Annotated in this window: 13 protein-coding genes and 2 pseudogenes; 6 read left to right on the top strand and 9 right to left on the bottom strand. The window is 67.0% G+C overall.

Annotated features, from left to right (window positions below):
• Positions 1-118, top strand: a pseudogene (locus tag CR165_RS22395) (IS5-like element ISMex42 family transposase); the annotation flags it as partial.
• A gap of 40 nt (positions 119-158) precedes the next feature.
• Here the strand turns inward: CR165_RS22395 and CR165_RS22390 are convergent.
• The 3 genes from CR165_RS22390 to vapB all read right to left on the bottom strand — a co-directional run bounded on the left by CR165_RS22390 (position 159) and on the right by vapB (position 1344).
• Complete coding sequence (locus CR165_RS22390) at positions 159-329, bottom strand: thermonuclease family protein (RefSeq protein WP_281262127.1); 171 nt, start codon at positions 327-329, stop codon at positions 159-161.
• Between the two features lie 389 nt (positions 330-718).
• Positions 719-1123, bottom strand: coding sequence for a tRNA(fMet)-specific endonuclease VapC (gene vapC / locus CR165_RS22385; RefSeq protein WP_109519131.1), 405 nt, complete (start codon positions 1121-1123; stop codon positions 719-721).
• A complete protein-coding gene (vapB, locus tag CR165_RS22380; protein WP_109519130.1) occupies positions 1123-1344 on the bottom strand; it encodes a type II toxin-antitoxin system VapB family antitoxin in 222 nt (73 codons plus the stop codon). Before vapB ends, vapC begins: the two co-directional genes overlap by 1 nt.
• Positions 1345-1782: 438 nt before the next feature.
• Here vapB and CR165_RS22375 point away from each other — a divergent pair, with 438 nt between their 5' ends.
• Both CR165_RS22375 and CR165_RS22370 read left to right on the top strand, forming a co-directional pair.
• Positions 1783-2439 carry a ParA family protein gene (locus CR165_RS22375; RefSeq protein WP_109519129.1) on the top strand — a complete coding sequence of 219 codons (657 nt, stop codon included), beginning with the start codon at positions 1783-1785 and terminating at the stop codon, positions 2437-2439.
• Positions 2436-3128 (top strand): hypothetical protein, encoded by a 693-nt coding sequence (locus CR165_RS22370; protein ID WP_109519128.1) that lies wholly within the window; start codon positions 2436-2438, stop codon positions 3126-3128. Before CR165_RS22375 ends, CR165_RS22370 begins: the two co-directional genes overlap by 4 nt.
• Before the next feature lie 794 nt (positions 3129-3922).
• Here CR165_RS22370 and CR165_RS22365 read toward each other — a convergent pair.
• Positions 3923-4960 (bottom strand): phytanoyl-CoA dioxygenase family protein, encoded by a 1038-nt coding sequence (locus CR165_RS22365; protein WP_181378309.1) that lies wholly within the window; start codon positions 4958-4960, stop codon positions 3923-3925.
• Positions 4961-5435: 475 nt separating this feature from the next.
• On the opposite strand from CR165_RS22365, the gene CR165_RS22360 reads away from it, so the two are divergent.
• Both CR165_RS22360 and CR165_RS22355 read left to right on the top strand, forming a co-directional pair.
• Positions 5436-5885, top strand: a complete 450-nt coding sequence (locus tag CR165_RS22360; RefSeq protein ID WP_245906693.1) for a carboxymuconolactone decarboxylase family protein — start codon at positions 5436-5438, stop codon at positions 5883-5885.
• 47 nt (positions 5886-5932) lie between these two features.
• Positions 5933-6811 (top strand): sigma-70 family RNA polymerase sigma factor, encoded by an 879-nt coding sequence (locus CR165_RS22355; protein ID WP_109519125.1) that lies wholly within the window; start codon positions 5933-5935, stop codon positions 6809-6811.
• Between the two features lie 49 nt (positions 6812-6860).
• On the opposite strand, the gene CR165_RS22350 is transcribed toward CR165_RS22355, so the two are convergent.
• The 5 genes and pseudogenes from CR165_RS22350 to CR165_RS25855 form a co-directional block, all read right to left on the bottom strand.
• Positions 6861-7847, bottom strand: coding sequence for an oxygenase MpaB family protein (locus CR165_RS22350; RefSeq protein WP_219929833.1), 987 nt, complete (start codon positions 7845-7847; stop codon positions 6861-6863).
• Positions 7848-7850: 3 nt separating this feature from the next.
• Positions 7851-8411 carry a 3'-5' exonuclease gene (locus CR165_RS22345; RefSeq protein ID WP_109519124.1) on the bottom strand — a complete coding sequence of 187 codons (561 nt, stop codon included), beginning with the start codon at positions 8409-8411 and terminating at the stop codon, positions 7851-7853.
• Between the two features lie 31 nt (positions 8412-8442).
• Complete coding sequence (locus CR165_RS25240; protein ID WP_181378308.1) at positions 8443-8613, bottom strand: hypothetical protein; 171 nt, start codon at positions 8611-8613, stop codon at positions 8443-8445.
• A complete protein-coding gene (locus CR165_RS26175) occupies positions 8610-8876 on the bottom strand; it encodes a hypothetical protein (protein ID WP_367604296.1) in 267 nt (88 codons plus the stop codon). The genes CR165_RS25240 and CR165_RS26175 overlap by 4 nt, the downstream gene beginning before the upstream one ends.
• A gap of 134 nt (positions 8877-9010) precedes the next feature.
• Positions 9011-9262: pseudogene (locus CR165_RS25855) on the bottom strand (IS3 family transposase); the annotation flags it as partial.
• Positions 9263-9530: 268 nt separating this feature from the next.
• On the opposite strand from CR165_RS25855, the gene CR165_RS22330 reads away from it, so the two are divergent.
• Complete coding sequence (locus CR165_RS22330; protein ID WP_181378307.1) at positions 9531-12836, top strand: DEAD/DEAH box helicase; 3306 nt, start codon at positions 9531-9533, stop codon at positions 12834-12836.
• Positions 12837-12867: the final 31 nt, after the last annotated feature.

Raw genomic sequence — 12867 nt, 5'->3', positions numbered from 1 at the left:
GAACCTTTGGGCCCGCCTCAAAGAATGGCGTGCCGTCGCCACCCGCTACGAGAAGACCGCCCGATCCTTCATCGGCATCCTCTGCCTCGCAGCAGCCGCCGACTGGCTCAAGCTCTAACAGGCCCTAGCCTCCCCGCTCCTTGTGGCTATGCCGTGGCCTAGCCACCCTTCCGCCGCCGGGCCCAAGGCGGCACCTGCTCACTGGCCAGCAAGATCCAGAGGCCACGCTTCGCCTGGCGGGCCTCCGCCTCCAGCGGCGGCAGCGTCGGATCCTGGTCACAATGGTGATAGACCCATGCGGCACCGCAGCGCACCAGCTTGATATTCACATCGAGCACTCGGGTTCAGGCCCGGCCTACTTGTGCGGCCATAGGGGCCGGTGTCTTCCAGTACCACCCGAACCTGCAGGCGCTCCGGGGCGGGCAGCGCAGGGTACCACCAGCCTGGATGCCGCTACCTGGACCAGAGGATACGCAGCAAGGGCAGGCGCAATAGTGAGCAGCAGGACCACCAATAGCAGGCAATGGGAGAACATCAGCAGGAGGGGGAAAGCGTATTGCGCCGCCCTGCTGCTTACTGAGACGGTCCTGTGCCGTCTTTGGCCACGCCAAAGACGGGGTCACAGTAAAAAAGTCAAAAATCCAATTTATTTTATATTTGCATGGCCTGATACACCAAAATTATTCTGGTCTTGTAGACTTCCCACGTCTGCATGACGTCAGGTCGCGAGCCAATCTTCTGAGCGCAGCCCGTCAACGCGTTGGAATTCGCCCAGATTACCCGTCACGACCACCAGTCCGCGGCTGCGTGCATGCCCGGCGATCAGGATGTCATAGGGGCCGATCAGCAGGCCTCGGCGGCCAAGATCGGCATAGATGTCGGCGGCATGCGCAGCGGCATCCTCGTCGAAGGGGAGCACGACGAGACGGCGGGCAAAGCTTTCCACTTGCCGGCGATTTTCACTCGGGCGGGCGGAGCGGGCCGCGCCGTGCAGCAGCTCTGTCAGGGTGATGGTCGTGATGCACAGCGTGTCCGCCTCCGCATTGAAGCGGGGCCGCAGCCCTTGCGGGCGGTCGCGTAGGAGCCGGATGCACAGATTGGTGTCCAGCATGTGGCGCAGCATCAGAACGCTTCCCGCTCCTGATGCGCGGGCTGCGCCCTCTCGCCGAGATCGGCGCCAGGTGCCGCGAAGAAATCGTCCCACACTGCGTCGACCGGGGCAATAATGACCCGCGCACCGTCACGGATGATGCTCACTTCGCGCACCTCAGGCGGGAAAGCAACGTCCTTCGGCAGGCGGACAGCTTGGGTGCGGTTACTCAAGAACAGCGCGGTTCGGGTCATGGCCCTCCTCCTGTATATCCATTCAGTATATCCCCTCCAGCCGGTGGGCTCAAGCCAGATTGAGAGCCTTGGAGGACGTGCAGCCAACAGCAGGAAACCGCCGGAGATCTACCGGGGTTTTGCGGTCTGATGTGTCATCTTGTCAGATCGACCCTGGCCTGGCACGAGCTGTCCTGCGCCGTGCGAGGCACTGCCAAGAATTGATTCCACCGTCCCACTGATTGCCGCTGCGTTGACTGGACGGATATTATCGTCAGAAGCGGGTGTAGACAGGCTTCCCCGTCCCCTGAGGCTGCCGAGCAAACGGCATCCAAACATCCGTGGGATCAAGCCACGAAAACAGGCGCGAAGGACGAGCGGCGTTTTACGCGGTAAAAAATTCCTCTCGTGCTGGGTCGGTCTGACAGGCATGTTGCGCTCGCATCAGAAGAGGGGACTATGTCTAAAACGCGCATCATCATGGCATCCAGCCCAAAAGGCGGGGTCGGAAAATCCACGCTCTGCCGCAATCTTCTCGTGTGCGCGGCGCACTCGGGCAAGAAGGTACTCGGCCTCGATTTCGACGCGCAGCGGACCTTGGCGACCTGGGCTGAGCGCCGCGAGCGTATCCGCGAGACGTTCCCTGATTGCCTGGCCGTGCCAGTCCAGGAGGCTGACCTCGGCGACTGGCGCGGTGCCATTCGCCGGGCGAAGAGCAGCGGGGCCGATGTGATCGTGATCGACACGCCGCCCAGCATCGAAATCAATATCAGTGCCATCCTGAGCCTCAGCGGCGAGGCGGATCTGCTTCTGATTCCATGTCAGCCCTCGCAGGACGATCTGGACTCTGCCGCACCCTGGATGCAGCGGCTGGCGGCGGCCAAGGTGCATGCGGCCTTTGTGATGAACCGCGCCAACCGGCGCACGCGCTCTTTCGGCGCAATCCGCACAAAACTTCTGGCACTGGGTGCTATCTGTCCGGTCGAGATTCCGCCCTTGGAAGAGATCGCGGAAGCATCGAGCAAGGGCCTTGCCATTGCCGACCTGAGCAAAGCCGCCAGCACCGAGACCTTCGACGGTCTGTGGAGCTATGTCGCTCGCGAGGCCAAGCTGTGAAGGGGATTTCCCTCCGCAAGGCGCGCACCCTGGCTCCCGCCGACGCTGCCCCTGCTGATCTGCGGCCTGCACAGATCGACAAGATGGTGCAGGTCTCGGCCGACCTGGTCGACGCGATTCGAGATGTGTTCGCTGGCACAGACTTGCCAGACAGCCCGGAACGAGTACGGCTGCTGCTAGAGGCGCGCCGCGAGGTTAACGCGGCCTGGGGGAGCGCCAAGCAGGCCTTTATCGAGATTGGCCGAGCGCTGAATGCGTTGGACGAAGTCCTGCACACGAAGGCAGAGCGCGACGCACTGCAGGAGGGCTTTGCCCGCCTCTTCCCTTTCAGCGCGCCTGTCGCAAGCCAGTTCAAACGAGTGGCTGAGATGATCGACAGCGGGCGCGTGCCGATCGAGGACTGCCCTGGCTCCTACAGCGCAGCCTATCAGCTGGCGCTGATGCCTCCTGAGCAGGTGAGGGTGGCACGTCAAAGGGGGCTTGTCAGCCAAAGTGCGACTCGCTCCCAGATCATGGCGTTGAGGAAGGAATTGGCCAAGCGGAGCCTTTCAACCGTCAACCTGGCTGACCTGATGGCAGAGCAGCGCCGGCTGCGAGAGGCGCGGCGAAAGACAATCCGCGAACTCATTCAAATGCGCCGGCGCCTTCAGGAAATTGCCCGTATTCTGGAAAATGACGAAAAGGGATAGGCGGAACAGAAGACAGAGACTCTGCGAGATGCGCCCTAGGCTCTTGCTTCGCGCCGGGGAGATCCAGATCCGAAGAGACGCCGAAACGTAAGAGGCCTCATGGCGCCCACCGGAGAGCTTTTCCGACAGCCTGCAAAAGGCAGGACCGCTACATTTTCCTGGCGCGTATCCTTCCCTGTCGAGCCTTTTGGCGTGAGCGCCAACCTGCAACTGGGAGGGTTCGGCCTGCTGTAGGCTACCGACGCAGGAGAGAGGATGCCCATCCACCATCGCCGGCCCCCAGGTGCCGACTGAGTACCGCTGCCTCCTGGCAACGGCAGCGGCTCCGCCATACCGGCTGCATCAAGATCATGGACACAGTTCGCCGCCGGGAGCGTGACACCCACCGCCGCGGCTCAGGCGGACACACGGGCGAACTGCGCGAGACCGGCCTGAGCGTCTGCTGGACGCTGCTTTACCCAGGGACGGGAAGAAGGGGGGCTTGCGATCCCTCGTTCCAGCAGATCGTGGAGGCCGCCGGGCACAGGCCGCGTTCGACGGTGCAGGAGGCGGTTACGCGGCTGGAAGAGGCTCCCATTCTGCTGCGGTTGGCTCACGGTGCTGTGGTCGGCAGCCGACGGGTTCAGGCGACAAATGCCTGCCTTTTCCGGTCAGCCTGGAGAGGCTGCTGGAAGTGCTGAAAACCGTGGGCCGGGCCTGCCCTGGATAAGGCCTCCTTCCAAAGGCAGAAAAACGCGCCCGTAGCTTGCAAGCTGATCGCTCGGGTCACACCCAACAAGGGTTCGAAGAAAGCTTCATGGCATGAGAGTTGATGGGGCCTGCTGCGATGGCTTCAGCTTGCTGGCAAGGAAAAGCCCCCGCATCGCCAGCTTGCGCGCCGCTGCATAAGGTCCAGGAGCATGAGCCGCTATGTCGCGCAGGAGGCGGTTGTGCAGCTTGTCCTGGTCATGCAGCTGCGCCACCGGCATGCCTTCCACCCAGATGATCTTCTGGCGGCGGATCCTGGTATGGAATTGTAGCATCTCGTCGTCGGCCGGCAGGTAATGGGCGGTCAGGGAGGTGCGGGAAACGCCGCTGCCCGATGGCGCGAAACTGCCGTGGACGGTCAGGGAGGACCAGAACAGCACATCGCCTTTGGCCAGATAGGGTGCGCGCAATTCCAGATCGAAATGGCGAATGGTCTCGAGCACCGCCTTCCTGTAGCGGTCATGGCCCGTGGCGAAGTCCAACTCACCCGCGTTGCGCAACACCGGAATGGTGCGGTGACTGCCCGGGCAGACATAGAAGCGGCCCGCGGCTGCATCCACATCCTCCAACGCGTACCAACCGGCGACGCACCGGCCTAGCCCCGAGGCGCTGTCCTGATAGTAGCTGTCCTGATGCGCCCAGGTGCCGACCGGGGCCTCGAAGAACATGCTCTGGATCAGCTTGGTACGGCCGACACCTGCAAGCGCCGCGGTTGTCCGGGCGACGTCCTTCTGTACAAGACCCAACAGCGCGCTGCGCTTGAACTGGCCGAAACGGCGGGTCTCGAGATCCTGCACATTGAAGATCGGATTATCTAGAAAGCCATCCCTGTCGAAGCTGTTGCGCTCGTAGCGCATGTTCTTCTGGCGGAGGATGGGCACGCGCGAGGGCCGAACCTCGGAAAGATAGGCAGCGCGGATGGCGTCGCACAGATCTGGCTGAAGCAATCCGCGAATGACCACGTAGCCTTGCCGCCGATAGTACTTCACAGCCTCGCCGATGTCGGCGACCCCGAAATAAGGCCGGTCCTCAGACAAGCTGTTCGGAACATCCACTTCTGTGTTGAGCGGCGTGATGACGCGCATGAACGACCTCCCCAGCTGTGTGGCGCCGCGCGAGGTGTCTTCCTCGCTCCTCTCCTCACCGAAGGCCGCACAGTGGCGGAACAGCCCTCGCGAAGCCTGAGCTCGACGCTGGCACATCTCATTAAGGAGATAAAACTCAATATTTTGTGTTTCGAGTTCGAACCGAAAGGCTTGCAGCCATACGGGGGAGGCCAAGGCAACAGGCGCGCCATGACCGGCCTGACGAAGAGGCAGGCCTCCGGGAAGCCGTCCCGCTGGCTTGCTGCGCAAGCCAAGTGCTTGAATTAGCAGGATGGCAGCAGGGGCAGCCTTTTACAGGCAAGACAGCAGCCAGACGATCGAAAGGCCTGCTATCACACCCATCGACTGGCCAAGCGGAGGCAGCACGAAAAACATCCTGGCCGCTGTCACATCCGCATCCCGCATCTCGTCTTCAGGGCAGACCACCCCTGAGGAGAGCGTCATGACGCCCCGGATGAACTACTACACCCAAGCCCCGAAACTGATGCAGGCCATGATGGGCCTGGAGCGCGCCGTGAACCAGAGCGGCCTGGAGCATGGACTGATCGAGCTGGTAAAGACCCGTGCATCGCAGATCAATGGGTGCGCTTTCTGCATAGCCATGCACACGCATGACGCACTGAAAGCTGGTGAAGATCCGGCCCGCCTGTTCTTGCTGGATGCCTGGCGGGAAGCGCCGCACTATATCCCTCGCGAACGCGCGGCCCTGGCCTGGACCGAGGCACTGACCCTTGTTGCCCAGACTCACGCGCCCGAGGCGGATTACGAAGGCCTGCATCCGCATTTCACGGAGCCTGAGATCGTGTCGCTGAGCGTGCTGATCGGCACCATCAACGCCTGGAACCGCCTGGCGATCGGCTTTCGCAGCATCCCAGGTCAGGCCCCCGCCGAGGCGGCAGCCTGAGCCCCGGCTCGTCTGAGACCGGCGCTCACGGCCCCGCAGCGACCTTCATGGCGCTGCGGTCGGAGCTGGTCGGGCTCGCCTACCGCATGACCGGCTCCCACGCCACGGCAGAGGACATCGCGCAGGAGGCTTTCCTGCGCTGGAACGCGGCCGAGCGGAGCACGATCGCCACGCCGCGGGCCTGGCTGCTGACCGTCGCTGCGCGCCTCAGCCTCGACCATCTTCGCTCTGCCCGGCACCGCCGCGAGCGCTACGTTGGTCCCTGGCTGCCGGAGCCGCTGCTGGAGTCCGATACGCCGCCGCAGCAGGCGGCGCATGAGCATGCGCAGGATCTCTCGGTGGCTTTCCTCCTCACATTGCAGCGGCTTTCCCCATCCGAACGCGCTGTGTTCATCCTGCACGACCTGTTTGAGACGCCTTTTGCCGATATCGCAGCGTTGCTGGGGCGCAGCGAGGCCGCCTGCCGCAAGCTGGCTACCCGTGCCCGCACGCATCTGGAGGTGCCGCGCCTCCACCAGGCGGTGCCGGAGGCAGAGGCGCAGCGGGTGGCGACAGCCTTCCTTGCCGCCTCCCGTCAAGGCGACGAGACCAGGCTGCGCGCCCTGCTGGCGCATGATGTGGTGCTGCATACCGATGGTGGCGGCCTGCGCAACGCCGCGCTGAATCCCATTTTGGGGGCGGACCGGGTGGCGCGTTTTTTCGGTGGGCTGGTGCGCAAGGGAGTTCTTGGCCCGGCCCCGCTGCTGCACCTGGGCCGCATCAACGGCTTGCCCGGCTTTGTCACGCAGGAGGCGGACGGGCTGCCGCAGACAACCGCGCTGGAACTCCAGGACGACTGTATCGCTGCGATCTATATCGTCCGCAACCCGGGCAAACTGGGCGGCGTGCTGCATGGTCTCGCTTCCAGGGCGCCATTGCCTGACTGACCCTCTCTGCTCCTGGCTGGAGAGAGTGGCTGAGGCAAGGTAGGCGAGATCAGAAATCCCAACCGCAGGACGGCAGAATCGCCGGGCGCGGCGCGTCGTAGAGATAGCGATCCGGCAGGCCCAGCCGGCGGCAGGCCTCGGCCGGTGGAGCTCCGCGCAAGACCAGCCGGTCCGCCATGCCGCCCGCTGCACGGAGCAGGCGTTGCTCCCAGGGACGCAGATGCCCATCGAGCAGGAGCGTGCCACGCACCCAGCCCGGCAGGATGGCCAGGGCCGCGCGTACCATCAGCCGCTGCAAGGGACGCAGGGGCGCGGGCAGGACAGGCGCGCCCCGCATGATGCCCAGGAACTCCCGGAGGATGCCGGAAGGCTCCAGACAAGGGCGCATGGCCGTGAACTGCGCCACCATCTCCGCGCGGGATCGTGGCGCGCCCAAGGCACCGTAGAGCACGGCGGCGGGCTCGGCCTCCCGCAGGAAACAGTCACGCTCATGCAAGGAGAGCGGGCGCACATAGGCGCAATAGGCTTCCAGGAAGCCGTAGCAGGCGGTGGCCTGGACCCAGTTCAGCAGGGCAGGGTCTGCGGCGCTGTAGGGGGCTCCGGCCTCTGTCACGCCCTGCACACGCTCATGCGCCTGCCGGATCTGGGCGATCATCTCCTCCGCCACGCTGCGCGCACCATACACCGTCACCATCGCGGCCAGCCCGGTCCTTTGTAGGCGCCGGACCGGCTCGGTGCGGAACGTGGTGTGATTCCAGACGCCGGACCGGACACGCGGCTCCGCCAGCTCCAGCACGACCGCCGCGACGCCGCCGATGAAGAGAGCCAGGGGGTTCTTGAAGATCTGCCAGGACACAGAGTCCGCCGGCACCAGCGCCGCTTCACCCACAGGCTGCAGAAAGCTGATGGGCCGCATGCCGGCGGGCTGCATGAAGCCCAGAGCCAGGCTCTCGATCCAGTTCTGCGCGGGCCAGGGCAGCAGAAAGCCTCCCGCTCCGGCGGCGCGGCCTGAACCGGCAGGGTTGTCGGTGCGCATGGGTCAGGCGAGGGGCCTGGCGGCCTGCTCTGCCTGGCGGCGGACAGATTGCCAAAGCCGCAGCTCCTGCCGGGCATCCTCCACCGCACGGTGCGTCGGGGTGCCCTGCCGCTCCTTGGCCGCCCGCGCCGCCTGCAGCAGGGCCTCGGCCTGCTGCGCCTGCGCTTCGGCCGTCATGGAGGATCGCTCCAGCACGGCAAGAGCCGTGGCGCGCTGTGCTTCCTCCGTATCGCGCAGGCGCAGCGCATGGCGCGGCAGCCCGGCCGCGCGCAGCAACTTGCTCAGCCACTGGCCGTCCCAGGACGGTGCAGAGGCGAAGAGCTGGTGCCCCGACAGGACGTCGAGCATGCGGCGGGCCACGGCGTCATGCGGCGCTCCCTCGCGCAGCAGCCGGTCGCGCGTGATGCCGTGGATCCGCTCCGCCTGCGCATCCCATTCATCCCACCCAGGGGCAGGGCGGATCAAATGGCCTTCCTCCATGCCGTCCTCCCCCACCCAGCCGACCTCGATTGGAAAGCCCCGCTTGCCGAGGCCGCTGGCCTCGAAATCCAGGAAGACGATCAAGGCCTGCTCCTTTCCAGGCGCGAGCTTTCCTTCAGCTTCCCGAAGGCTCGATATCGGGCGAGACCTGTGCGCCCGGCCCCTCCGGCGACTTCCGCACCTCATCCTCCGGCCCAACCCGTCGCTGCTCCATCCGGAGGGCGCGCTCTTCCAGGCTTTCCTCCTTCTCGGTTGCGGGTTGGGCAGGCTTGCTGGTTTCGCTCATGGCAGACTCCCTTCTTCCGGTGAAACGCCTGGGGCGGCGGTTGGTGGCGTCCGAGAAGGCAGACCATTGAGGCTGGCATCCTGGGCGGCCTGGCCGCGGTGCTCCGAAGGCGCATCCTGGATAGGCGGCGCGCCCTTCGGCGATGCGCGAAGGGCCTCCAGGCTTACGGCCGCGCCGGAGATGCCCCACTTGCTTTCCGGCACCTCCCGGATGACCACATAGGCCGGAATCCGGCCCCCGATACCTGCATGGCGGCCAAGGATCTCGGTCGCGCCCGCGATCAGCGCCTGCTTGCCCTGGTTGTCCAGCCGCCCTTCAGAACATAGACTAGCAGCCTCATGACCTTGGCCGAAGCCTGCGTGCCGCCGCTGAACACCATCCCGGCGGGATAGTCGTTGAAGTAGATCCCCTCAAGGCCCCGCCACGGGCCACGGCGGCGGATGACCCCCGTCTTGAACAGGCCGATGACGCTCTCAACAGCGCATGGTCGTCGCTGTCGCCGGTGCTGCCGGCCAACGGTTCCGATCCCGACCTGGGCCAGCCGCTCGCTGTAGCGGATCTCCACGTATTGGACCCCGCAGCCGCTGTGATGCACGAGATTCGTGCCCTGGAGCGGCCGCCAATCGTGCAGCGCCTGCTCAAGGGCATCCGGTCCATCCGCCCAAGCCTGGCCCGGCCGCCTCCTTCCGGCCAAAAGCGCCTTCCGTAACAAGGCCCCAGCGACGCCGCATCCCATCAACACCGTCATGGATTTGCACCAGGACCACCTCGCTCACCATGACGCTATCGCAGATGCGCTGAAATCATTGCCTTTCACCGTCGCTGCCGGCGTTCCACCACCGATGGAGCTGCAGTTCACGCACGGGGCGAGAATGACGATGATCGCATCGGAACCAGATGGCCGGCTGTCCGCATGGTTGATTGAGCGCGCCACGGAAGCCGGCGCGGCCGGTGTGGTCTACGTATCTCGCAGCGAAGCACGGGCCGGCCGCATCGCCCTGGCTGTCCGTGCCCTGGAGCCAGGGCTGGAGGCGCTGCTGCTGCCCGCCTGGGACTGCCTGCCCTATGACCGCGCCTCGCCCTCGCGGGCCGTCATGGGAACGCGCATGGCGATGCTGGCGCGCCTTTCCCGCCCCGCAGCCGGGCCGCGCCTGCTCGTGGCGAGCGTCGAGGCCCTGGGCCAGTATCTCCCGCCGGTGGAAGCTTCGGCGGGCCTGACCCTGCGGTCGGGCGATCCTTTCGACGAGGACGCGATCAGCCGGCGTCTCGCACAGCTGGGCTACCTGTTCGACGACCGGGTGGACGAGCCGGGCGAGGTGGCGCTGCACGGCGCCGTGCTGGACGTGTTTCCGCCGGGCGACGGCAGCCTCCCCTGCCGCGTGGAGTACGCCGAGGGGCGCGTCAGGGCCATGCGCCGCTACGACCCCCTGACCCAGCGTAGCGCGGAGGATGCGGCCGAGCTCCTGCTCCCCCCCGCCTCCGAGGCCGTTCTGCCCGATGACACGCAGGAGGAGCACAGGCCGGGGCTGGAGCATGCCCTGCCGGAGTTGTACGAGCGGCTGACGGCACCGCTCGACCTGCTGCCGGGCGCGGCCCTGGTGCTGGACCCGGAGGTGGAGGCGCTGCGCCGCGCGCGCGAGACCGAGGTGGCCGACGCCTATCGCACGCGCCTGGCCCTTGCCTCCGCCTCCGGGAACGCAAGGCGGCTTCCGGAGCCGGGGCGCTTCTTCCTCGGCGAGGCAGGCTGGGCGGCCGCCCTGGAAGGACGGCGGGTGATCACCCTCGCCCAACCGGACGGGGAGGAAAGCGACGCCGCGCTGCCCGCCTTCGCGGAAGCCGACGATCCCGCGGAGGCCTTTCTGGACTTCGTCGAAGAACGGCACGCGGCCGGCGGCAGGGTGGCGCTGGCCGGAAGCGAGGGGAAGCGCGGCCGGGCCCTGGCCCGCCAGGCGGTCCGGCGGCTCGGCGCAGCGCCCGTGCCGCTCGCCGGCTGGCTGGAGCTGCGCACCGCCCCACCCGGCACGATGGGGCTGCTCCCGGGAGCGCTGGAAGCCGGCTTCATGGAGGGCGAGGTCGCCGTCATCGCCCCTGGCGATGTGCGGCCGGCACCCGCGCGCGGGCATGGCCCGGACCGCGCCACCATCCTGCCCGGAAGCGGGGCGGGGCTGCAGCCGGGCAACGCCGTGATCCATCTCGACCACGGGCTGGGCATTCTGCGCGGCGTCGAGACGGTGGAGGTTGGCGGATCATGCCTGGACTGCCTCCGGCTCGAATATGCCGGCGGCAATGTGCAGCTCGTGCCCCTCGACGAGATGGACCGGTTGTGGCGCTACGGCGCGGAAGCCGAGGGCCTGACGCTGGACCGGCTGAATGGCGAGGCCTGGCCGCGGCGGCGCGCCACGGTGGAGGCGCAGATCGCCGAGGCGGCCGCCGAGCTGGCGAGGCTGGCACGGCTGCGCGACGCCCGTAAGGCACCCGTGCTCCGCCCGCCCCGTGCGCCCTTCAACCATTTCGAGGCACGCTTTCCCTTCATCCCCACCATCGACCAGGCGGATGCCATCGCCGCGGTTCTGGCCGATCTCGCCTCGGGGCGGCCGATGGACCGCCTGGTCTGCGGCGATGTCGGCTACGGCAAGACCGAGGTGGCGCTGCGGGCGGCGGCGGCGGCCGCCCTGGCAGGCCGGCAGGTGGCGCTGCTCGCGCCCACCACCGTGCTGGTCCGCCAGCATCTGGAGGGCTTCCGCCGGCGCTTCGCCGGCATGGGCATCCGGGTGGAGCAGCTGTCCCGCCTCAGCACCCCGGCCGAGGCGCGCGCCGTCAAGGCGGGGCTGTCCGATGGCTCCGTGCGCGTCGTCATCGGCACGCAGGCGCTTGCCTCCAAGAGCGTGCGCTTCAAGGACCTCGCCCTGTTGATCGTGGACGAGGAGCAGCGCTTCGGCGCCTCGCAGAAGGCGGCGCTGCGCCGCCTGGGCGAGGGCGTGCATTTCATGGCCCTCACCGCCACGCCCATTCCACGCACCCTGCAGCTGGCGCTGGTGGGGCTGCAGGATCTCAGCGTCATCGCCACGCCGCCGGCACGGCGTCAGCCGATCCGCACCACGCATGTCGCGCTCGATGACGCGGTGCTGCGGCAGGCGCTGATGCGCGAGCACCGGCGCGGCGGGCAGAGCTTCGTGGTGTGCGCGCGTATCGAGGACCTGCCGGCGATGCAGGAGCGGATCACGCGGCTGCTGCCCGAGCTTTCGCTCATCGAGGCGCATGGCGACATGCCGGCGGCGGAGGCAGATGCCGCGCTCCTGCGTTTCGCCGGCGGCGAGGCCGACGTGCTGCTGAGCACCAACATCGTGGAAACCGGGCTGGACGTGCCGCGCGCCAACACGATGCTGATCTGGCGCGCCGACCGCTTCGGGCTGGGCCAGTTGCACCAGCTGCGCGGCCGCGTAGGCCGCGGGCGGAACCGCGGCACGATCTATCTGCTGACGGACCCGGCGGAGCCGCCATCTCCTTCCACCCTGAAGCGGCTGCGCACCCTGGAAGCCTTCGACCGGGTCGGGGCCGGCTTCACGATCAGTTCCCGCGACATGGATCTGCGCGGTGCCGGTGACCTGTTGGGCGAGAGCCAGGCGGGCCACCTCAAACTGATCGGCGTGGACCTGTACCAACACCTTCTGGGCCGTGCCCTACGCGCGGCCCAGGGGGAGAAGGTTCCGGAGGACTGGACGCCGCGCCTGGTGGCGGACGTGCCTGCCTTCATCCCGGAAAGCTATGTGGAGGAGGAGGCGCTGCGGGTGGAACTGCACGCGCGGCTGGGCGAGATCCTGCGCCAGGGAAACAGAGGCGGGCCGGAGCATGCGCTGGAGGATTTTTCCGGCGAGATCACGGACCGCTTCGGCCCGCTGCCGGAACCGGTGGAGAACCTTCTGTCGCTGGCGCGGCTGCGGCTGCGCTGCCGTCGTGCCGGCGTCTCGGAACTCAAGGTGGGCCCCAGCGCCGCCGCCGCGAGCTTTCGGAATGCGCTTCCTCATGCTGAACCGCCACTGGAGCGGAAAGGGAAGCGGCTGGTTCTACGCCGCGAGAGCCAGGACGTCGCGGGCATGTTGGCTACCGCGGCCGAACTGCTTGACCGGGTGATGCGCCCGGGCCGGAGCGCGCCCCGTCAGGGCGCGCAGCCCGACAAAGCCAGGCGGGACAAAGTCAGGCGGGACAAAGCCAGGCCGGATTGAACCGGCCCGTGCCTGCCGGAGGCCGATGGGC

The sequence above is a fragment of the Teichococcus aestuarii genome (genome assembly GCF_003116135.1).
Classification (GTDB): domain Bacteria; phylum Pseudomonadota; class Alphaproteobacteria; order Acetobacterales; family Acetobacteraceae; genus Pseudoroseomonas; species Pseudoroseomonas aestuarii.
Note: the sequence above shows the minus strand (reverse complement) of the source record. Positions and strands in the feature narration are given on the sequence as shown.